Here is a 21726-nt window from a genome sequence, read left to right on the forward strand (position 1 = left end):
GTTGAGCGTAAATACATTTTACATGACACATCCTGCAATCCTATGCGAATTTAAGCTACTTATTAAAAGATAGTTAAAATAAAATGGACAAAGATTTTGTATATTTGTGTGAAATTTATTTTATGACAAATTCTAGAGCAAGAGAAACAACAGAGGCAATTGAAAGGTTATATATCTCTATGAGGCATTTATTTTATAGAGGGTTTTTCAAGCCGGGAGGTGTTTCAGGAGAAAGTATCAGAAGTTTGTTGAAAACCATCAATCCGGAAATTTACGGAACCATGAATATTCCAAGTAAAGTGGAATTGGACGGGTTGATGTATGTTTTAGACAGACTTCCGGAAGGGATTGAGGAGTGCGCTTTTATTCATCTTACATCTGATGAAGGGTTTGATAAAGGAAGTTTCGAACCTATTGTTCCAAAGAAAAGAAGAAGAAACTGTTATAGAATAGACGAACACCAGATGAATATTGAGGTTCTTTTGGGCCGTTCCGAAATTTATGACATTCTTACCCACCTTACATTCCTATTTATAGAAGCTGATAAAATCCGTAACCTGGCATTCATCCAGGATGAAAACTGGAAGCCTACGCGCGCCTTCAAAATTATTGAAGAAGTGGTGAAAGGAGAGAAGAAGTTCAGCAGAAAAGAAAAAGAAGTGGCATTAATCCACCTTTCTTCTTTAATAGGAAGGTCTTTTGACGAAACATTAAGAGCTTATAATACTTTCGGGGATGATGATAACCCTGATCGTTTATTTAAAATCATCTATAACTTAGGAAAAGTAAGTCTTGAGGATGCAAAAGGATCAAGAGAAAGAGAAATTCATTTCAGTGCTATCTTAAAAGAAAGAGTAGGACATCATTATTTTGGTGAGAAATGGGCTAATAAAGTGAAGGATGTTTTATTTGAAAATAATCTTCATACCCGTCCGCTGCATATCATTTCAGCCAATATGCATTCTGTGAAGAATATGCTGTATGCCAATGATGCTCTTAAAAAGAAGCACAACAATGAGGTAGATTATAAACTGTATGAAGAGATTTCAAATAAAAAAGATCTTCGTGACAAAGTGTTAAAATTTGCCCTGGATGAAGGCATGATCCATATTGCTGATAAAAGCGGAAGTAATATTGATGTGCAGATCATCGATCTTAGCAAAACCAATCTGAAGAATACTCCATTTGCTGATGCTAAGTTTTCAGGAGATGATGTAGTAATGGTATTTGACTATGCTTTCGGAGAACAGGCCTTTGAGGTAATGGATGAGCTACTTAAACCTTACGAACATAAAGGAGAAGTATACATGATGCATGTAAAATCTGTTTCCATTATGGGAAAAGCAGGTATTCTTACCGGAGAAAAAGGAGATATCATGATCCCAACTTCTCATATCTTTGAAGGAACTGCAGATAACTATCCTTTTGAAAATGCATTGAAGCTTGATGATTTTAAAGATGATGAGTTGAAAGCTTTTGAGGGTCCGATGATTACAGTTTTAGGAACTTCCCTTCAGAATAAAGACATTCTTTCCTACTTTATGAATACTTCATGGAAAGCGATTGGTCTTGAAATGGAAGGAGCTCACTATCAAAAAGCAATTCAGGTAGCATCCAAGATCAGACACCATATTTCACCGGATCTGTTCGTTTGCTATGCATATTATGCTTCGGATAATCCATTGGAAACAGGAAGTACATTATCTTCAGGAGGTTTAGGTCTTACAGGAGTAAAACCAACATACCTTATTACTTTAAGAATCCTTGAAAAGATCTTAAGAAGCGGAAAGAAAGAAGTTTCTGCTAAGAAATAATTTTAATTTCCTACAATAATATAAACCTCAGCTGTAAAAACAGCTGAGGTTTTTTTAGATGATGAACATGCCTATTACCATTTGGGCAGATTACATTGATTGAGAAATTACTGCAAAATCAATAATGTTCAATAATAATTGAAGCCTCATGGAATCTGTGGACAAAAAAATATTTTTAGAGCTTCTTTAACAATTGAGAATAAGATTCATCTAAAACCATATAAAAACCGAACAAAACCGTGTAATAACTCCACATTTGAGGGTTTTGTTTAAATTACCTACCTTTAGAAAAAATAAAATTTTAAATGAGAAAATCGGCTGCAATCATTTTTGCGTTTATCATTTCACAATTCCAGGCTCAGCAAGGAGCTTATTATCAGCAGGCTGCGAAGTACAAGATGGATATCGATGTAAATGCTGAAAAATTTACCTATCAGGGAAAACAGACCTTAGAATACACAAATAACTCACCGGATGAGCTTAATGTGGTGTACTTTCACTTGTATTGGAACGCTTTTAAGCCTAATTCCATGATGGATCAGAGAGTGTCTTCCCAAGGGAAAAATGGTGACGGAAGGTTGCAGAAAAACGGGATCTCAACACTGTCTACTATTCCGAAAGATCAGGAAGGAGCACAGAATATTCACTGGATTAAGCAAAATGGGAAAGACCTGAAATTTGAAGTTCAGGAAACCATTATGAAAGTATATCTGGCAGAACCTATCAAACCCAATTCTACTACAACTTTTACAATGGATTGGGATGCTGTGATTCCTCAGCAGATCAGAAGAAGTGGAAGAAACAACAGAGAAGGAGTGGATATGACCATGACACAATGGTATCCTAAAATTGCTGAGTATGATTATGATGGCTGGGCCACTTTTGATTATTTAGGAAGAGAGTTCCATGCACCGTTTTCAGATTTTGATGTTACCATTAAGATTAATAAAGATTATGTAGTGGGAGCAGGAGGAATCCTGGAAAATCCTACAGAAGTAAAAGGATATGATGCAGCAGCTAAGATCAAGGCAGAAAAAGATAAAAAAGCAACCTGGAAATGGACTGCTAAGAATATCCTTGATTTTGCATGGAGTGCAGACAGGGATTATTCTGTAGAAAGCTTTAATGTTCCGGAAGGGCCAAAAGTATATTTAGTATATCAGAAGAATGATAAAACTAAAGTGTGGGGTGAGGCACAGCCTTATATTACCAAGTATTTCCAGATTATGAATTCTCATTTCGGGAAATATGTGTATCCAACGTATGCCTTTATTCAGGGAGGTGATGGAGGAATGGAGTACGGAATGTGTACCATGATTCTTGGTGAAGCTAAAGATATCAAAGGTTTAATGGGATTAATGGCTCATGAAGGTGCTCACTCATGGTATCAGCAGATGCTGGCTACCAACGAATCCGTACGTCCATGGATGGATGAAGGTTTTACAAGTTATGCGGAAGGATATACTATGTATCAGTTATTCCCGGAAGAACTTCCGAATCCGTTTGCCAATACTTTAAATGCGTACAGAAACTTTGTTAAAAAGGGAATTGAAGAACCTGCTGTTTGGCTGGGAGATCACCACGATAACGGAACATCCTATACTTATGCATCTTATGTAAAAGGAGAATTGTACCTGGTGCAGTTAGGTTATATCATGGGAGAGCAAAACCTGGCAGAAACTTTAAAGCAGTATTATGACCAGTGGAGTATGAAGCACCCATCAGACAGGGATTTCCTTCATATTGCCCAAAAGGTTTCAGGAATGGATTTAAAATGGTTTCACAATTACTGGATCAATACTACCAAAACAATCGATTATGGGGTTAAGGATGTAAAGTATGATGCGAAATCTACAACAGTTACCCTTGTCAATAATGGTCAGGTTCCTATGCCGATTGATTTCAGTATAATGACTACTGATAAAAAGATTGTAACTTATCAGATTCCAATGAATATGACGCACACATGGAAGGAAAAAGATGCTTACGGTGAGTTTAAAACAATGCCTTACTGGCCTTGGACTCAGAAAGAGTACACCATCACCATTCCTTATACAAAATCTCAATTGTCTGTATTGGGAATAGATTTCAGCCAGAGACTTGCAGATGTAAATATGGCGGATAATATTGTAGAAGTAAAATAAAAAGATCAACATAGAGATAAAAGGAGTATTTATAAGTACTCCTTTTATTTTTTTATAAATTTGGAGCTCAAATTTTTTCAAATCATAGCCTGTTTAAATATAAATGAATTCAATTGTAATTAACATAGGGAACAGCAATATCAGATTCGGCCTTTTTAATGGGGATAATTGTGATATTTCATGGGTAATCAATACAAAGCCTTACAGAACGGCAGACGAGCTTTATGTGCAAATGCTGATGCTTTACCAGACCTATAAAGTAGAGCCCAAAGAAATACAGAAAGTAATTATTGGCTCTGTAGTGCCTCAGCTTACCAAGGTAATGAGCTCTGGAATCAAAAAAATCCATGGGATTACTCCGGTTATTGTTGACCGTACAACGCCTTCAGGAGTACAGGCGAAATCAAAGCAGATGGGAACGGATATTTATGCCAACCTTGTTGCTGCCCATAACCTTTATCCAAACAAAAAAAAGATTGTTATTGATTTTGGTACGGCCCTTACAGCGAGCTGTGTAGCTGAAACGGGTGAAACTTTAGGCGTAATTATTGCTCCGGGGATTGTTACTTCTTTAAACTCTTTAATCAGCCAGACAGCCCAGCTTCCTGAAATTGAACTGAAAAGACCAAAATCAGTACTGGGGTTAGATACGGTAACCTGTATGCAAAGCGGAATGGTATATGGCTTCCTTGGAATGGTAGAGGGGTTCATTGACAGGATTAATGATGAGGTAAATGATGATTGTTTTGTTGTAGCCACAGGAGGTGTTTCTCATGTCTATAAGCCTTTAACAGAGAAAATTCATGTAATGGATAGGCTGCATACTTTGAAAGGACTTTATTTCCTGGGAAAAGATTTGTAAAATATTCTTAAATCTATAACTGAACCTTTATTTCAGTTTTTAATATAACCTTGAACAAAATGAAGGAATTAAAAGAATTTCCAAGAATAGAAACAGAAAGACTGATTCTCTCCCAGCTGGAAGAAAAGGATACTCCTTCAATTGTGGAGTTTCTTAAGCATAGAATTTATTCAGACCTTACGTCTAATATTCCTTATCCTTACACAGAAAATGATGCTAAACTTTGGGTGAAAATGTCTAAACAAGCTTTTGATGGTAACACAGGTTTTACCTTTGGAATCAGAAATAAAGAAGAAGAGATTATTGGAGCCATTGGTCTTCATGACAGGGATGATGATAAGGCAGAACTGGGATATTGGATAGGAATTCCATACTGGAACAAAGGATACGTTACTGAAGCAGCTAAAGCTATTGTTGATTTTGGATTTAAAGAATTGGATCTCAACAAGATTTATGCAACTCATTTTCTTCACAATCCTGCTTCAGGGAAGATCATGCAAAAGATAGGAATGGAGCAGGAGGCACTTTTGAAACAGCATACAAAAAAAGACGGCGAATATTTTGACCTTGCGATGTATTCTATCTTTAAAGATTAATGGGAATACAATCTTATAAAAACAAAATCAGAGAACATTATGTTCCCTGATTTTGTTATTACTGTTAAATAGGTTTCTTAAAGACCTCCACCGCACGCATCACATTCGATCAACGGGTAAATCCATGTACCATCTTCCTGCTGAAATGGCATATTTCTGCATCCGATTTTTCTTACTCCGTTGCTGTCAATATAAAAACATTGATCAGGGCGGATTCCGCCGTTAATTTTAGCCGTTTCTTTTCTCGTTAACTTTTTCATACTTGTTTTAATTTGGTTGTTAATGGAATTAGTTTAATGGTTTTTATTTATTTTAAAGATCTCCTGTGCATGATTGGCATTCATGTCCTGGAAGTGGATAAATCCATCCGCCGCAACAATCCGGAACGGGGCCTACCTGGCATCCAAGTTTTCTCTTGCCTGTGTTAGGATCAGTGTAAAAACATTGTCCCGGTGCAATACCACCATTAATTTTCGCAGTTTCTTTTCTTGTTAACTTTTTCATATGGTTTTAGTTTAAATGTGTATCAAATATAGATAATTATTAAACTGCTTGTATCTTTTTTATTCAATATGTGTGGATAAAATAAAATTATCTTTTATTTTTGAAAAAATCTTTAACAATAGTGGAACATTCATTTTCCATAATACCGGTAATCACCTCTGTTTTAGGGTGTAATGAAAGGTGTTTGTTAATGAAGCCTCTCTGTTCGTCGCGGGCACCAATCACTACTCTGGAAATCTGTGACCATGAAAGGGCCCCTGAACACATAACACAGGGTTCCATAGTAACATATAGTGTACAGTCTTTTAAATATTTACCCCCTAAAAAATTGGCAGCAGCGGTTATAGCCTGCATTTCTGCGTGGGCAGTAACATCATTTAAGGTTTCAGTGAGGTTATGTGCCCTTGCAATAACACGGTTGTTAGAGACTACCACACATCCAATAGGTACTTCATCCTGTTCCAGAGCGGCTTCTGCTTCCTGCAGAGCCATTTTCATATAATATTCGTCAGTAAACATCTAATTTAATCAACCATCGTTAACGTTAAAGGAATCCTGAAACGGAATCTTGTGGGATCACCCTTTACCATTGCTGGAGAAAACTTTTCAGAAATAGAGTAGAGTGCAATTTCTGCCTGTCTGTTGAAGGTGAAATTATCTCCCTGAGCATGAACATTGCTGATGCTTCCATCTTTTTCCACAATAAAAACAACATCTGTTTTTACCGTTTTGGTATCGGAATTAACACCGTCTACATACAAAAGGTCTGCAACCTCTTGCCGCAGGGTGTTAATACCTCCGGGATAGTCTGCAATCTTTTCCACATCCACAGATTTATCACTGAAATCCTGAACGGTTCCTGCCGCTGCTTTTAAAGTCTGAAGATCTTCAATATTCCTTACTCTCAATAAGGCTCCAATTAAGGCGGTGTTCTCAATACTATCCATTTTTTTCATGAAAAAGAAGAAATCTCCTTTTATGGCATCCTTTTTAAGGGCATTGGATTCCGCATCAAATTTTTTCTTGAATTCATTATTCAGCATGCCCCTGTGCTGGTTGTAATAGTTTTTCACCAACCTGAATTCCTCTTTCTGCTGAGATAAGCAAAATGAAGAAACAATACAAAAGATACAAGTGAATAAAGTTCTCAATAGGGTATATTTATGTAAATATAACTAAAAAATATGAGAATGATTCACGATTATTTAACTTTCAAGATAGCGGTTCAGAGATTCCTGGAGATGATTACGGATGTCATCAACTAAACATTTCGGTTCTAATACGGTTACCTCTTTTCCATAAGATAAAATCTCCTGCATAAAGTCATAAGTAGGATGAAGGAAAAATTCAAAATAGATTTCTTCCGGAGTTTCTTTTGTTTCTTTCTGAGATTGATGAAGCGGAAAACTTCTGATGTATTCTCCCTGATGACGGCTGCATTTTAATACAATATTCTGCGGTTTCTGTTCTGCCAGATTCATTACTCCAAAAGCATTTTTAAAATGCTCTCTGAAATTATATTTATACTTTTCTCTGAACTGGTTTTTAGCTACATCCAGATAATTGATCCTGTCTAATCCAAATGATTTTAAAACCTTATCCTTGGTATCAATGGCGATGAGGTACCATCTGTCTTTTGATTCTTTTAAGGCTAAGGGATGAACCTTTCTGGAAGTCATCAGTTTGTTTTTGTAATTGTAATGTTCAAAGGTTACCACTCTTTTGTTACGGATGGCAAAAAAGAGATCATAAAAATGTTCTATACCGGTTGGTTTACGGCTTTCAAAGAAAATAAAGTCTGAAAAATCCGGATGAAGATTCAGGGCATTGCTTACCTGGAAAGATTCCAGAAGTTTTTGGTTGTATTCATCCACTTCCATGATGGGGCGACTTTCGATATAGTATCGGTTATCACCTTTTTTCTTGTTATGAATGGAAAGGTTGAAAAGGTCTGAAATCTCACGGATATCTCTCTGCAAGGTACGGATAGAATAACTTTTGATCCCGGCATCCTGGAATTCAAAAGAATTTAAAAGATAATCTTCCAGCTGGGAATAGGTAGCCGGAGAACTTTCTAATCTTTTAATAATTAAGGCATATCTTGTGAGATAAAAATCTTTCTTCATGGTAAAATTTTGTACCACAAATATATGGGCTTAATGCGACAAAACGTGTCGTATTTTAATTTTTTGTGGGGAGATCGAGAAAAAGATAAGCCACAGAAATACTGTGGCTTATTGAATTATTGGTCAAAATACTCTGAGAATAATTCTCATCTATTCTTTCAAAAATAGATTGTGATTTGGTTATATGCGAAGCTTTGTGAGATTGCTTCAGAATCTTTGGCCTTGTTTTTAGTGGTCGCAGACCGAATTTCCACTTCTGGGTTATATTTTTCAGACAGAGTTCTGGCTGTCCAACATTTTGTGAATGGCGATTCAAAGGTGTTGATGTAATGAGACTGTTGTGTGTATTTAGAGACTTTAAAGATAATGGCAGACAGCATCAGAACTTGTCGTATTTTTTATAATTATTTAAAAGATATCTTCTTCAAGAATGTCTTCTTCAAAATCCTGTCTGAAGAAATTTTCAATGTCGTTGAGATAGTTTTCATAATCCATCTCAGCATTTTCGATGTCACTCCATTCCACGGTGTAGAGGTCTTCATCGAAGAGTATATCTGTGTTGTGATTGGATGTTTCCATGTTTTGTATTGTGATTTGGTGTTGGTTATATTTTGAACATACTTGTGGCTGTTCAGCATAGGTGAATGATGAATTCAAAGGCGTTTTTAAATTTTTATTGATAGTTGTTTTGTGTTATTGTGATACTCCAAATATAGTGGGGTAATGCGACAAAACTTGACGTATTTAAAATAATTTCTAATCTTTCTAAAATATAATTTCCAGAGCTTATATTGAAGCATTATAAGGTAAAAAGCTTATATTTTATTTTTGATGAGTTTCTGGACGATCTGATTCAGGATTTCTCTGTTGTCATCAATATAGCTTAATCCGGCCTGGATCAAATTTTCAATATTAGACCGTCTTACATTATCCATTGCGGGAGAAGCGTTTTTCAATGAAGGATTCAGACGGTAATAGTTTTTCTGGTTTCTCAGTCCCAGTGTCTGGAACATTTGGGAAAGCTGATAATCTACAGTTTCTGCATTGGCAGACATCAATATATCAATAATTGGGTTTACCCAGCCTATTTTTCCGGCTTTTTCCAGTTTTCTAAAAGAATAAGGTCTCGCCTCAATGCCGGTTCCGATGGATATAATAATCATATCATTTACTCCGGGATGATTGGCTTTCTGGTGGTTTTTTAAAACTTCTGCAAAAGGAATCTTTCTGGCTTCTGCATAGGCACAAAGGGCGGGATTATTCGCAAACATACCGCCGTCAATCAGGCTGAAGATTTGCCCATACATTGATTTGATCTGTACCGGGCTGAAATAGGTAGGCGCTGCGGATGTTGCCCTGCAAACATCTTTTACATAGAAATTATCCGTGCTGAGATGAGCTTCTGCTGAATTGAAAAGCTTAGCTCTTCTGTTTTCTATATCATAACTTGTTATTAAACAAGGTTTTATTAATTCCTTTAATTCTAAATTTCCAAAAAAGTCATTCAGGTTTTTCTCAAGGGCTTCCTGAGAAATTCTTTCATTCAATAATCCAAATGGATTAACCAGTTTTTCCCAAAAGGAAACCTGGAAGATGTCGCCGCCCTTTTCAGCATATAATTCCAACCCTTTCTGGATAGAATATTTTGCTTTACGGACTTCATCGGGACATAGAATAATAGACGCAATCAGTCCTCCTGTGCTGCTGCCTGCCACCAGATCAAAATAATCTCCGAGCTTGGCACTCGGTTTATCATAATACTGGAGCTGTTCTTCTATGTAACGCAGAATAATACAGGTGATAATTCCCCTTATTCCGCCTCCGTCCAAAGAAAGAATGGTTGTCTTTTTCATGTTGTTTTGTTAATTGTTTTTTAAGAATACATTGAAATGAGATCTTATGAAATCAATGATTTGGGATAAGGAAAAATGTTTGAATCCATGTTCAGATCTTATTACTTTTGGTGGCTTTCTTGTAAAACAAAGGTAGGACGGAGAAGCGACAGAACTTGACGTATTTTATTTAATTTTACATAAAAAGGATTAAAAAACAACATAATTCTGTTGATCTCTCTGCATCTTCAAAAGCGTTCTCCAATGGGTTTTAACGGTCTTTTTCTTTAACGGAATTGTCTTTTTTTCAAAGTGAGGAAGATCTTTAAAAGTTTTCCAATTTCCGCCCCAGTCCCAGCCATGTTTTGCGAAGATTTTCACACATTCATACCAATCTGCTACCTTGTCGTTATCCCAGTCTTTTACAGTGTCCCAGCTGGCTGTTTTTCCATCAGTTATCAGGCAGATATCCACAGCGAAGCCATAATTATGAATACTTTGTCCCGCTTTGGCATTGGTTACTTTTTTACCTGATGTAATTCTTCCAATTGCGTAAAGTCTTTCCTGCTCTTCAAAAGACCTTAAGCCCTGAGTGATCCTTACCTTGGCTCTACCGGTGAGTGCTTCGTCACATTCCTTAATAATTTGTTTCATTTCATCTCTTACCGATGGGTGAAGGCTGTTAATTCGTTCCAATGTTACTTTATCCATAATCTTTATTGTTTGAAACAAAAGTAGAAGCAGGAAGCGACAAAACTTGACGTATTTTAATTAAAAACCATCATGACTGAAGACTGATTTGAAAATTGTTTTTGAAAACAAAGCTATACTCCTAATGCGACAAAACATGTCGTATTTAAAAATAATATTTGTTTGTCTTTCAATGTGTTAAATGTGATGTTAATTCTGGATTAAAAAGTGATTTTATTTCTGAAAAATAATAATTTTGTATACATAATTCACGATCATCATGTATGCGCTGGTAGATTGCAATAACTTTTTTGTTTCCTGTGAAAGGACGCTGGACCCTGAGCTTGAAGGCAAACCCGTTGTGGTACTTTCCAACAACGATGGATGTGTTGTATCCCGAAGCAAGGAAGCAAAAGACCTGGGGATTCCAATGGCGGCTCCTGCATTTAAATACAGAGACCTTTTCAAAGAACATGATGTAAAAAGCTTTTCTGCAAAATTTGAGCTCTATAACTATAAAAGCCAACAGGTCATTAATATTGCCCGCTCTTATGTTGTGGATTATGAAATTTATAGCATTGATGAGCTTTTTCTTGATCTAACAGGGTTTAAATATATTGACATCCATGAATATTGCTCTAAAATCAAAACAGAAATCTGGGAGAGGGAAAATATTCCCGTAAGTATAGGTATTGCTCCCAGCAAGACCTTATGTAAAGTAGCGAATAGGATTGTAAAGGATTTTCCGGAGAAATTTAATGGGGTTTATATTATGGATAGTCCTGAAAAGATAGAAAAAGCACTGAAATGGCTAAATATAGGTGATGTTTGGGGAATAGGAAGAAAACTGGCAGCCAAAATGAACGACAATGGTGTTTATAAGGCCTGGGACCTTCTTCAGAAGCCTGAAATGTGGGTTCGAAAAATAATGGGAATTCATGGGGTGAGGATGATTAATGAATTAAAAGGAATCCGCCAGCTTGAGCTGGATGCTCCATCTCCGAAAAAATCAATTGCAGTTACCCGAAGTTTTATGGAGATGCTTACTGATAAAGAAGCTGTTCGGGAAAGGGTAGAAACCTTTGGGATGTACTGCTCGGAAAGGTTACGGCGGCAGAATACCTGTTGTAAAATGATAACTGTATTTGTACAGACTAACCGTTTCCGAAAAGACCTGCCTGAATATAGGAATGCGATGACTCAAATTCTTCCCAATCCCACGAATTCATCCATATTGATAGGAAGAGTGGTGAATGAGCTTTTTGAAGCCGTATACAGGGAAGGATTTTATTATAAAAGAGCAGGAGTAATGGTGAATGACTTTGTTCCGGAAGATCAGAGACAGATCAGCCTTTTTGAAGAAGATATACAAAACCAGCATCTTCCTGTGATGAAGGCTATGGATGCCATGAACAGGAAATTCGGGAAAGATAAAGTGCGTTTGGGAAGCATGAGCGGTGAAAATACTTTCGGCCGTGCCCAATTATCTCCGGAATATGAAGCTTTTCTGAAAAAAAATACGCTGCCTGAAGCTAATTTCAGGTTTCATTAGTGTACCTTTTTACTTTCTCTCATACTTCCAGTTCCTTCCTTTACCTTCTGCAATCCATTCTAGAGCCTGTTCCATTCTTTTATTTCTGGTAACTTCGGTTTTGGCTTCGGCAATCCATGTGATGTATTCCTTTCTAAACGATGGGGATGCTTTTTCAAAAACTTCTAATGCTTTTTGCTGTTCCTGTAATGCGGATAAAAAATAATCAGGAATTTCCACTTCTGTTTTTGAAGGAGCTGCTTTTTTCATGGTAACGCCCATATCTGTAAGCTCCATGGCTTCTTTGATGGCTTTTTTCAACTGGCTTTTTGAGGGAAGATCTTCCATTTTTGTAATCTTACCCAAACTGAACATTGAACTTTTTCCGGCTGTAGTTTCTATTTCCTTTAACGTTTTCATCTCCTGATGCAGCCAAAACCCAAGGCTGCAATAATATTTGAAAGAGGTAATGGAACAGAGAATCTTCCCTTTATACATAAAAGTAGGGAACTTCCATTTAATGGCTTCTTCCGCATCAGTACATGTTTCGTGAATAACTTCCCGAAGATACATTAAAATGGGCTGGGCAAAATCCGGAGATTTCTCTATGTATTCATCAACTTTTATATTGTATTTCTCCATAGCTTTTTATTGGAATAACTTTACGACTTCATTAACAAGGAACTTCACCTGATCCGGTCTTCCTCTGTCATTTTTAGGATTGTTAGAGTAGCTTCCGGTTTTTACGATTATCATTTTGTGCTCCGGAATCATGATGATATATTGTCCCTGAAGTCCCAGAAAATAGTAATGTTTGATCGGGTTGTCATGATTAATCCAAAGGCCCATTCCGTAAATGTTTTCAGACTTTTCTGTCGGAGTTCTCATCTGTTCAATAAAATCTCTATTAAGGATCTGTTGATCTCCAAATTTACCATCATTCAGGAATAAAAGCCCCAGTTTGGCAAAATCTCTGGTGTTGGAATGGATGCAACAATATGTTTTTTCCATTCCATAATCATCTGTACTCCATTTCGCATTTTGCTCCATTCCTAAAGGTGTCCAGATTTTTTCGGAAAGATAGCTTGCCAGGGATTTTTTCAATGCTTTTTTTAACGCGAAACCAAGAAGTTGTGTAGTACCGCTTTGATATTCAAATTTTGTTCCCGGCTTTTCTTTAAACCTCCTTGAAAATACAGCCTTTACAAGATTCTTTCCATAATAGGCTTTGGCATTGGGGAGAAACGGATTATTATAATTTTCATCCCAATCAAGACCGGATTCCATCTGGGCCAGATTTTTAAGAGTCACTTCATCTCCGAAGGTTTTCTCTTTAAACTCAGGATAGAAACTGGAAAGCTTTTCATCAATATTGTTGATAATGCCTTCCTCCAGCACTTTTCCCAAAAGCATCACCGTAACAGCTTTTGCCATAGAAAAAGAATTGGTCTGTGAAAGCTGATTATAGCCGTCCCAATATTGCTCATGAATGATTTTATCATTCTTTATCACTACAAAAGATGCTGTTTTAGACTGTTTTAAGTCGTCAACTAAAACTTTAGGTAATTGTTTTTTATTATATTCAGAATGTTCTTCCCATCGTTTGGGGGCTCCTGCAGCAATAGGATTACTGGGAAACAAATTTCCATCGTCAATATGGGCACTTGATCTTCCTTTAAGATAAGTTTTGGAAATACCACTGAATAAATAATCATATCCGAAAAAGTAAGCTGTAGCAGCTCCGGCTAAAGCTCCACCTATCATGTATTTTAGTATTCTCATTTTTTGTCAATCGGTCTTTAACAAATTTAAAATAATTTGGATGAAAAAATAAAAATGAATCATCAAATACATTATTTTTGTTTAATTGATGAAAAACATGACCAGAAAACTTATTGTATTGATGTGCTTCCTGCTTTCAGTGGCAGGAATTTCTCAGGCTTATAAAGCGATAGATACCGCAGATTATCTTCAGCGGAAAGAATTTTTAAAAAATTTTACGGCTCATAATGAAAGTCTAATCAAAGGGCTAAAGTTGCAGTATTCGGGAAGAACGGGTTCTGAAATGTCTAAAATTTATAAAGAATTTGGAACTGATTTTGAAAATCAGGTGAAGAATAAGGATTTTGTTTTCAAATCTGATTTTGATGCAGTCATCAAGTCTTTGGTAGAGCGTCTCAGAAAAAATAATCCAAAAGTTCCTCAGGACCTTAAAATACTGATTGCAAGAGATAATACTCCTAACGCTTACTGCCTTGCTGATGGAACTTTTGTCATCAATATGGGGCTGTATAACTGGATGGATAATGAAGCTCAGGTAGCTGGTGTAATTTCCCATGAATTAGGGCATAAAATAGAGGATCATACGCTGAAATCTGTTCTGAATACTGTAGAACAGAATGAATTAGATAAATCTACAGTACAAAATATTAAGGAAACAACAGATCAACGTAGTTTGGGACGCAATGCAAAGGCATTTGATGTTTTTAGAAACAGAATTTATAAAAAAGGAGTGGAGAAGAGGAAACTTGAAATGCAGGCAGATTATCTGGGATATGTTATTTTTAAAAACAGTGATTTTAAGAAAAGTGAATTTATCAACGGATTACAAAAGCTTCAGACATTTGACACAATTTCTCCAAGAGAGCTTAAAACTGAGACTTATAAAAAGTTGTTTGATCTCCCAAAACAGGCTTTCAAGGAGAAATGGATGAAGAAAGAAGACTTTTCACTCTACAATTATAATTTTTATAAAGAAAAGCTGAATAAAGACTCTTTAGCATCCCATCCTGAAATGGCTAAAAGAATAGAGATGCTTAAAAAGACTTTTCCTGAGCTGAATACTTCCGTAGAACCGGAAAAACCTTCAGAGGCCTATCTTGCACTCAAAAAAACAGCAAGAATGGAGATTCTACCCAACTATTTCCACTCAGAGGACTATGGATTGGGTATTTATGTCGCTATGCAGTTTTTACAGGATGGGGAAGAGGAAAAATATTACAAAGGATGGCTGGGAAAATGTTTTTCAAAAATTTATGAAGCCAGGAAGAATTATAATCTGAACCGCTATCTGGATAGGGTAGAACCTAAAAACCAAAGTGAAAGTTATCAGCAGTTTCTGAATTTTATGTGGAACCTAAGCCTGGATGAAATTAAAAATATTGCAGATTATTATCAGGCTAATGAAACAGTTGCAACATTAAAATAATTTTGGAATTTTCATTTCTGATTTAGCAGATATGGTAAAACCAAGAAAAATTAAAAACCTATCTCGTTTTTGAGATAGGTTTTTAGTTTTAAGATCAATCTTTTCGTAGAGGAATTCTATTTTATTAATAGTTCAGTTTTTCTAAACGGATTTTATTGTATTTATCTTTCTTGTTGTATTCACGGAGAAGAATATACCCTTCTTTGGCAACATAAGGGGTTACTTCATAGTTGTCCTTTTCGGAAATAGGAATAATTTCCTGCTTGAACTTCCCATCAATCACCGTATTGATAAACAGGTTCCACTTTTTCTGTTTGGTGACTTCATCTTTTTGATAATCACGATAGAAGAAAACCACGTCTTTTCCGTTGTTGAGGTATTGTGAGAACAGATAGTCACTGTTTACTGCCCATTTAGTTTTTTCTTTCTCCAGTACCTTAAGATCTTTGATCTTGAAATCCTTGTCTGTGTAGAGGTAGACAAGATCTGTTGTTTTTGGGGCATTATATTGGCCGGCGGGTTTATATTTCTCAGAAAGGATTCCTACACTCCCGTCACTCATGAAATATAAATCTTTAGTAAGCAGGTAATATCCACTTTCTACATAGCCATTTTCATCAATTTTAGGCAAATAGGGTATGAAATCCGGCTTATAGCTAAGGTTTTTTGTATCAATACTAAAATCAGACTTATTAATCATTAATCTGGAAAATCCTATGTCATAATTGTTGGAAGCATAGTTTCTTCCGGTTAGTACAATTTTGTCATCAAAAGTTTTATCATTGTCAAGAGGGCTGTAATTGGAAATAAAACTGTCAATATTTTCTATGGTCTTATCTGTCATTCCTGTGATAGGGTTATTGGAAATCTGCTTTCCTGTTTTCATATCAAGCACAAGAAGAGTAAATATTTTTTTATCATTGTCTACTTTCTTCAGGATAGAATAGAGATAATTTTCATCTTTTTCCAAAGGTGTTAAAGTAGAAAAAACTTTCTTGGTTCCTTCTGTGTTATATGTATATCGCCATACTTCCTTTTTATTTTCATCAAACTTCATCAGGCTGTTGCTGTTAACATACTTTCCATAGTCTTTGTATTCTACGGCAAAATAACCTCCTTCCTTAGTTTCTGCTACTGCGGAAACATAATTATAGCCTTTTTCTCTTTTCTCACTGCGGTTTTCTTTATTTTGTTCTTTCCAGCTTTTAGGTTCATTGATCTCTTTGAAGCTGCCGTCTTCGAGATAGTCATAATACACTTTTCGGGTAATGGTGTTGGTTTTTGGGTTGATGACCATGGAAACCGGAGTGAAGACTTCTCTGCTTTTTATCAGGGAATAATCCATCATGGAAGGCTTTAGAATAATTTGTCCCTTAAAATCTACATACCCTCTATATGAAGCTGCGGTAATGTCACCTTCAAATTCCTTATTGGCAACTGGGTTGAGGTTCTTATCCAGTATAACATATTCAAATTTCTTGGTTTTATCGCCAGATTTTCCATAAGAATAAATGGAAACATAGCCGTAAAGATTATCTTTATCATCAAACAGGGCGTTCATTCCTACATGGTCTCCTGCTGCTAATGTTGTTAAATCCTGGGTTTGGGAAAATGCAAATGCCTGGGTAAGCCCAAACACTAATAAAGTGATTTTTTTCATGGTCGAATTTTGGACTAAAATAGTAAATTATGGAATACTGATGAAGATAAAAGCCCTGAAAATTCAGGGCTGATAGTTTAATAAAGTCAACAATTACTTATTATATTCGTAAAGGTAAGTATGCTTATTAGTTCCAAAAGCAGTGCTTGTATACGTCATCACTGACTTGGTAGGATAATTAGCTGAATTAAGCGTGTGAACTGCGCTGGTCTTGGTTGTTCCATTTACAGAACCTGCGTAATTTCCCTCTGCTTTTACCAGATTACTGTAGGCTACTTCGCCATCTGCAAGAGAGAGCATATCCATTTTTATATAGCCTTTTACGTTTTTCATAGGATGGTTATTGCCGTCATAGGAAAATGTAGTACTGTATGTTGTTCCGTTATTTGAGAAAGTAATTGAAAGCAAGTTTCCGTTAGCATCAAGATAAATATCTTTATCTTGGTATTTTATATCTGAATATACTCCTGTAGTTGGATTATATGTAACCGATTGAAAAGCGTTGTGCTTTATGTGGTTGTCACTCAGGTATTGAAATGTTTCGGTGTAAACCAAGGTTCCTGGTTGGTGTTTATCTGTTACTTTTTCAGAAACCAGTTTTCCGTTGGAATAAGAGAACTCTCTCATAAATTTTAATGTGCCACTCTTCGTAAATACTTCAGTCTTTACGATATTATCACCATCATAAGTGTATAACGTTTTTTCATTATCAGCAACATCAAATGCTTCTGTAATTCTGGTTCCATTATACTTATATTCTATAGTATAACTTTGGCCATCCTGCGTAATTTCAGTTGATTTCTTTAGAAGATAGGGTGTAGGAGTGTTATTGCTGTCATTTGTAGTGTCATCATTTGAAGAGCTACAGCTTGCAATTACTGCCATAGCTATTGATGAAATGATTAATTTCTTCATAGTTTATAATTAGTTTTTTAATAGCCTCAAAAGTAATCATTTTCACAATATGGCCATCTTTTTTTTTGAAAAATGAAAAAGCCCTGAGAAATCAGGGCTTTTAGATTATATTTTAGAAAGTAGATTTCTGAAGTTGGTCTTCTCATCAATGATTCTTCTCAGGTCTGCAACCGGAACTCTTTCCTGAGTCATGGTATCCCTGTCTCTAAGCGTTACCGTATGGTCATTAAGAGAATCGTGATCAATTGTAATACAGTAAGGAGTACCAATAGCATCCTGTCTTCTGTAACGTTTACCGATACTGTCTTTTTCTTCGTAGATTAAGTTGAAATCATATTTCAGGTCATTGAAGATTTTTTCAGCATATTCTCCTAAACCGTCTTTCTTCATTAATGGAAGAATAGCAGCTTTTACAGGTGCTAAAGCAGGAGGTAAAGATAAAACTGTTCTTTCAGAACCGTCTTCCAATACTTCGTCTTTTAAACAGTGAGAGAAAATAGATAAGAATAATCTGTCTAATCCTACAGATGTTTCCACTACGTAAGGAACATAGTTTTCATTTCTTTCAGGATCGAAGAACTGAAGTTTTCTTCCGGAGAACTCTTCATGAGCTTTAAGATCGAAATCTGTTCTGGAGTGGATACCTTCCAATTCTTTGAAACCAAATGGGAAGTTGAACTCAATATCAGCTGCAGCATTTGCATAGTGAGCTAATTTTTCATGATCGTGGAATCTGTAGTTTTCATCTCCCAAACCAAGAGCAAGGTGCCAGTTGAGACGTGTTTGTTTCCATTTTTCATAGAATTCAAGTTCAGTACCCGGTGCTACAAAGAACTGCATTTCCATTTGTTCAAATTCACGCATTCTGAAGATAAACTGTCTTGCAACAATCTCATTTCTGAATGCTTTACCAATCTGTGCAATACCGAAAGGAAGTTTATGACGTGAAGTTTTTTGAACGTTTAGGAAGTTAACAAAAATACCCTGTGCTGTTTCCGGTCTAAGATAAAGGTCCATAGCGCTGTCTGCAGAAGCACCAAGCTTAGTTCCAAACATCAAGTTGAACTGTCTTACTTCCGTCCAGTTTTTAGAACCTGTATCCGGATCAGCAATTTCAAGCTCTTCAATTAATGCTTTTACATCAGCAAGGTCTTCATTTTCTAAAGATTTTGCCAGCCTTGAAAGAATAGCCTCTCTTTTTGCTCTGTAATCAATAATTTTTTGATTGGTCGCAACAAACTGATCTTTATCGAAAGCCTCTCCGAATCTCTTCGCAGCTTTTTCGATTTCTTTATTCTCTTTATCTTCAATTTTAGCGCAGTAGTCTTCAATTAAAACGTCTGCTCTGAAACGTTTTTTAGAATCTTTATTATCAATCAATGGATCGTTGAAAGCGTCTACGTGGCCTGATGCCTTCCATGTTGTTGGGTGCATAAGGATCGCCGAATCAATACCCACAATATTTTCGTTAAGCTGTACCATAGCTTTCCACCAGTATTGTTTGATATTATTTTTAAGTTCAGCTCCGTTCTGTCCATAATCATAAACAGCGGATAAACCATCATAGATCTCACTGGAAGGGAAAATAAATCCGTATTCTTTAGCGTGAGAAATTACTTTCTTGAAAACATCTTCTTGCTTTGCCATAATTTTTTTACGTCTGATGTGCAAAAATATGAATTTGGATTCCAAAATCATGAAATTCAACAAAAAAAGCTATTAATAATCCTTCAAATCCTTTCATTTTCATTTATTAGGAGCCGGAAACCTGCTTTCGCTACTCGCTTTTTCTGAGTTTCGGCGACGGCAAAGCCGCCGCCGAAACTCAGAAAAGAGCTCAAACACGCCGCTCAATCAGGGCTAATAAATCTAAGGGATTTTTGAAACCCCGTTAGATTTAGAACATTCAGCCATTAAACTCTGAAGGTTTCCATCCGAAATAAGAATCCGTAGAAAAATCTCTACTTTTGCACCATGTTAGAAATTCTTTATCGTGACGAGCATATTATTGCGATCAACAAACCCAGCGGATTATTGGTTCATAAATCCTTTTATGCTGGAGAAGCCGACACTTATGCTATTCAGGAGCTGAGGAAACAGATTGGGCAGAAAGTGTATCCTGTGCATCGTTTAGACCGTAAAACTTCGGGGGTTTTATTGTTTACCTTAGATAAAGATACGCTTAGAATAATGAGTGAGTATTTTGCTACCAGAGAAGTTGAAAAAAAATATATTGCTATTCTGAGAGGTTGGGCAAAAGAAGAAGAAACCATCGATTACGACTTGGTTAATGAAAATGAAGTCAAGCAAAATGCCATTACTTATTATCATCTATTGCAAAAATCCGAAATCGATTTACCCTTTTTAAAACATCAGACTTCAAGATACTGTTTAGTGGAAGCGATTCCTGAAACAGGTCGGTTTCATCAGCTGAGAAAACACTTTAAACATATTTTACATCCGATTTTAGGTTGCCGAAAACATGGTTGTAATAAACAGAATAAGTTGTGGCTTCAAACATTTGGGATCAACAAAATGACGCTTCATGCCCATCAATTAATTTTCAATCATCCTATTTCTAATGAAAGAATTACCGTGAATGCCACTATAGATGAAGATTTCAAAAGAGTAGGAGATATTCTGAAATTTGATTTAAGTCAGTATTCTTAATTGATAATCAGATGTTTTCTACCTTATAGATGCTATAAATCAAACAATTTTATAAAATATCATAGGTTAATCTACCATTAATTTTAAAATGAGTAATTTTGTAAAACTTTTTTTCAATGTACAAATCGCTCATTCGTCCAATTCTTTTCAAATTTGATCCCGAAGAAGTGCATCATTTTACTTTTTCGATGTTAAAGAATTTTGGATTTCTTACTAAATTATTTTCCCCAAAACCTATTGAAGACAAACGTCTGGAAAGAGAAGTTTTCGGATTAAAATTTAAAAATCCTGTAGGGCTGGCGGCTGGTTTTGATAAAAATGCAGTATTGTTCAACGAATTGGGAGATTTAGGGTTCGGATTTGTAGAAATCGGGACGGTGACTCCAAGAGCTCAGGCAGGAAATCCTAAGAAAAGGCTATTCCGTCTTATTGAAGATGGTGGAATCATCAACAGAATGGGGTTCAATAATGATGGTCTTCAGGCTGCTATTGAAAAACTGAAATCCAACAAAGGAAAAATTATCATTGGTGGAAACATCGGGAAAAATACGGATACCCAACCTGAAAACTATACACAGGATTATCTGGATTGTTTTGAAGGGCTACATCCCCATGTAGATTATTTTGTGCTGAATGTAAGCTGTCCGAATGTAGGAAGCCATGCTAAACTGGAAGATGTAGAATACCTTCGTGAGCTGATTACGGAAGTAAAGAAAATAAACCAGTCGAAATCTGTACAGAAACCGATACTCCTTAAAATTGCTCCGGATCTTAATCATACTCAGCTAGATGAAATTGTAGAACTGATTGCAGAAACAAAAATAGATGGAGTGATTGTTTCCAATACTTCTGTAAACAGAGAAGGACTGAAAACACCTCCAGAAATTTTAGAGCAAATAGGAAACGGAGGATTAAGCGGAAAACCTATTCGTGAGAGAAGTACAAAAATGATCAAATACCTTTCTGATAAAAGTAACAGGGCATTCCCGATCATTGGAGTAGGAGGAATCCATTCAGCAAAAGATGCTATTGAAAAATTAGATGCAGGAGCAAGTCTGGTTCAGTTATATACCGGATTTATTTATGAAGGTCCGGAATTGATTAACGAAATCAATAAAGAGATTTTAAAAAGAGCAAGCAGATTGCCAAGATAAATATAAAGAGACCATGAGGT

Annotated in this window: 21 protein-coding genes; 8 read left to right on the forward strand and 13 right to left on the reverse strand. The window is 36.0% G+C overall.

Translation table 11 applies throughout. From position 1 onward, the window contains the following. The first annotated feature begins 122 nt into the window (after positions 1–122). The 4 genes from BBH99_RS07985 (at position 123) to BBH99_RS08000 (ending at position 5416) form a co-directional block, all read left to right on the forward strand. Complete coding sequence (locus tag BBH99_RS07985) at positions 123–1814, forward strand: DUF6909 family protein (RefSeq protein WP_066694316.1); 1692 nt, start codon at positions 123–125, stop codon at positions 1812–1814. Positions 1815–2119: 305 nt separating this feature from the next. Further along, positions 2120–3958, forward strand: coding sequence for a M1 family metallopeptidase (locus BBH99_RS07990; protein WP_066694319.1), 1839 nt, complete (start codon positions 2120–2122; stop codon positions 3956–3958). 103 nt (positions 3959–4061) lie between these two features. Further along, on the forward strand, positions 4062–4820 hold the full coding sequence (locus tag BBH99_RS07995) for a type III pantothenate kinase (RefSeq protein WP_066694321.1): 759 nt from the start codon (positions 4062–4064) through the stop codon (positions 4818–4820). Between the two features lie 59 nt (positions 4821–4879). Continuing rightward, complete coding sequence (locus BBH99_RS08000; protein WP_066694323.1) at positions 4880–5416, forward strand: GNAT family N-acetyltransferase; 537 nt, start codon at positions 4880–4882, stop codon at positions 5414–5416. A 77-nt stretch (positions 5417–5493) separates the two neighbouring features. Here BBH99_RS08000 and BBH99_RS08005 read toward each other — a convergent pair whose 3' ends face one another. The 8 genes from BBH99_RS08005 to BBH99_RS08035 form a co-directional block, all read right to left on the reverse strand. Continuing rightward, on the reverse strand, positions 5494–5676 hold the full coding sequence (locus BBH99_RS08005; RefSeq protein WP_066694325.1) for a hypothetical protein: 183 nt from the start codon (positions 5674–5676) through the stop codon (positions 5494–5496). A 52-nt stretch (positions 5677–5728) separates the two neighbouring features. Then, positions 5729–5920, reverse strand: a complete 192-nt coding sequence (locus BBH99_RS08010; RefSeq protein ID WP_066694333.1) for a hypothetical protein — start codon at positions 5918–5920, stop codon at positions 5729–5731. Between the two features lie 87 nt (positions 5921–6007). Continuing rightward, positions 6008–6439 carry a nucleoside deaminase gene (locus BBH99_RS08015; protein ID WP_066694336.1) on the reverse strand — a complete coding sequence of 144 codons (432 nt, stop codon included), beginning with the start codon at positions 6437–6439 and terminating at the stop codon, positions 6008–6010. 5 nt (positions 6440–6444) lie between these two features. Then, positions 6445–7071, reverse strand: coding sequence for an energy transducer TonB (locus BBH99_RS08020; protein WP_228390770.1), 627 nt, complete (start codon positions 7069–7071; stop codon positions 6445–6447). A 54-nt stretch (positions 7072–7125) separates the two neighbouring features. After that, complete coding sequence (locus tag BBH99_RS08025; RefSeq protein WP_066694338.1) at positions 7126–8046, reverse strand: helix-turn-helix transcriptional regulator; 921 nt, start codon at positions 8044–8046, stop codon at positions 7126–7128. A gap of 408 nt (positions 8047–8454) precedes the next feature. Then, positions 8455–8625, reverse strand: coding sequence for a hypothetical protein (locus BBH99_RS22360; RefSeq protein ID WP_165601902.1), 171 nt, complete (start codon positions 8623–8625; stop codon positions 8455–8457). A 236-nt stretch (positions 8626–8861) separates the two neighbouring features. Next, positions 8862–9899, reverse strand: a complete 1038-nt coding sequence (locus BBH99_RS08030) for a patatin-like phospholipase family protein (RefSeq protein ID WP_066694340.1) — start codon at positions 9897–9899, stop codon at positions 8862–8864. A 189-nt stretch (positions 9900–10088) separates the two neighbouring features. After that, the gene (locus BBH99_RS08035; protein WP_066694342.1) at positions 10089–10589 is read right to left on the reverse strand and encodes a M15 family metallopeptidase; all 501 of its coding nucleotides are present in this window, start codon (positions 10587–10589) and stop codon (positions 10089–10091) included. 259 nt (positions 10590–10848) lie between these two features. Here BBH99_RS08035 and BBH99_RS08040 point away from each other — a divergent pair, with 259 nt between their 5' ends. Continuing rightward, the gene (locus BBH99_RS08040; protein ID WP_066694343.1) at positions 10849–12120 is read left to right on the forward strand and encodes a Y-family DNA polymerase; all 1272 of its coding nucleotides are present in this window, start codon (positions 10849–10851) and stop codon (positions 12118–12120) included. A gap of 9 nt (positions 12121–12129) precedes the next feature. On the opposite strand, the gene BBH99_RS08045 is transcribed toward BBH99_RS08040, so the two are convergent. Both BBH99_RS08045 and BBH99_RS08050 read right to left on the reverse strand, forming a co-directional pair. After that, positions 12130–12741: a YdeI/OmpD-associated family protein gene (locus BBH99_RS08045; RefSeq protein WP_066694344.1), complete on the reverse strand. Its 612-nt coding sequence runs from the start codon at positions 12739–12741 to the stop codon at positions 12130–12132. Between the two features lie 6 nt (positions 12742–12747). Next, the gene (locus BBH99_RS08050) at positions 12748–13881 is read right to left on the reverse strand and encodes a serine hydrolase domain-containing protein (RefSeq protein ID WP_083188779.1); all 1134 of its coding nucleotides are present in this window, start codon (positions 13879–13881) and stop codon (positions 12748–12750) included. A 97-nt stretch (positions 13882–13978) separates the two neighbouring features. On the opposite strand from BBH99_RS08050, the gene BBH99_RS08055 reads away from it, so the two are divergent. Then, a complete protein-coding gene (locus BBH99_RS08055) occupies positions 13979–15307 on the forward strand; it encodes a M48 family metalloprotease (protein ID WP_228390771.1) in 1329 nt (442 codons plus the stop codon). Positions 15308–15431: 124 nt separating this feature from the next. Here BBH99_RS08055 and BBH99_RS08060 read toward each other — a convergent pair whose 3' ends face one another. The 3 genes from BBH99_RS08060 to BBH99_RS08070 all read right to left on the reverse strand — a co-directional run bounded on the left by BBH99_RS08060 (position 15432) and on the right by BBH99_RS08070 (position 19529). Beyond that, positions 15432–16967 (reverse strand): hypothetical protein, encoded by a 1536-nt coding sequence (locus BBH99_RS08060; protein ID WP_066694360.1) that lies wholly within the window; start codon positions 16965–16967, stop codon positions 15432–15434. A gap of 93 nt (positions 16968–17060) precedes the next feature. Beyond that, positions 17061–17882, reverse strand: a complete 822-nt coding sequence (locus BBH99_RS08065) for a hypothetical protein (protein ID WP_066694369.1) — start codon at positions 17880–17882, stop codon at positions 17061–17063. Between the two features lie 105 nt (positions 17883–17987). Beyond that, complete coding sequence (locus BBH99_RS08070) at positions 17988–19529, reverse strand: glycine--tRNA ligase (RefSeq protein ID WP_066694549.1); 1542 nt, start codon at positions 19527–19529, stop codon at positions 17988–17990. A 327-nt stretch (positions 19530–19856) separates the two neighbouring features. Between BBH99_RS08070 and BBH99_RS08075 the strand changes: the two genes are divergently transcribed. Then, positions 19857–20552: a pseudouridine synthase gene (locus BBH99_RS08075; RefSeq protein ID WP_066694371.1), complete on the forward strand. Its 696-nt coding sequence runs from the start codon at positions 19857–19859 to the stop codon at positions 20550–20552. Positions 20553–20668: 116 nt separating this feature from the next. Further along, entirely contained in the window at positions 20669–21706 is a 1038-nt protein-coding gene (locus tag BBH99_RS08080) for a quinone-dependent dihydroorotate dehydrogenase (protein ID WP_066694373.1), read from the forward strand. The last annotated feature ends 20 nt before the right edge of the window (positions 21707–21726 follow it).

The sequence above is a fragment of the Chryseobacterium contaminans genome (assembly GCF_001684955.1).
Classification (GTDB): domain Bacteria; phylum Bacteroidota; class Bacteroidia; order Flavobacteriales; family Weeksellaceae; genus Chryseobacterium; species Chryseobacterium contaminans.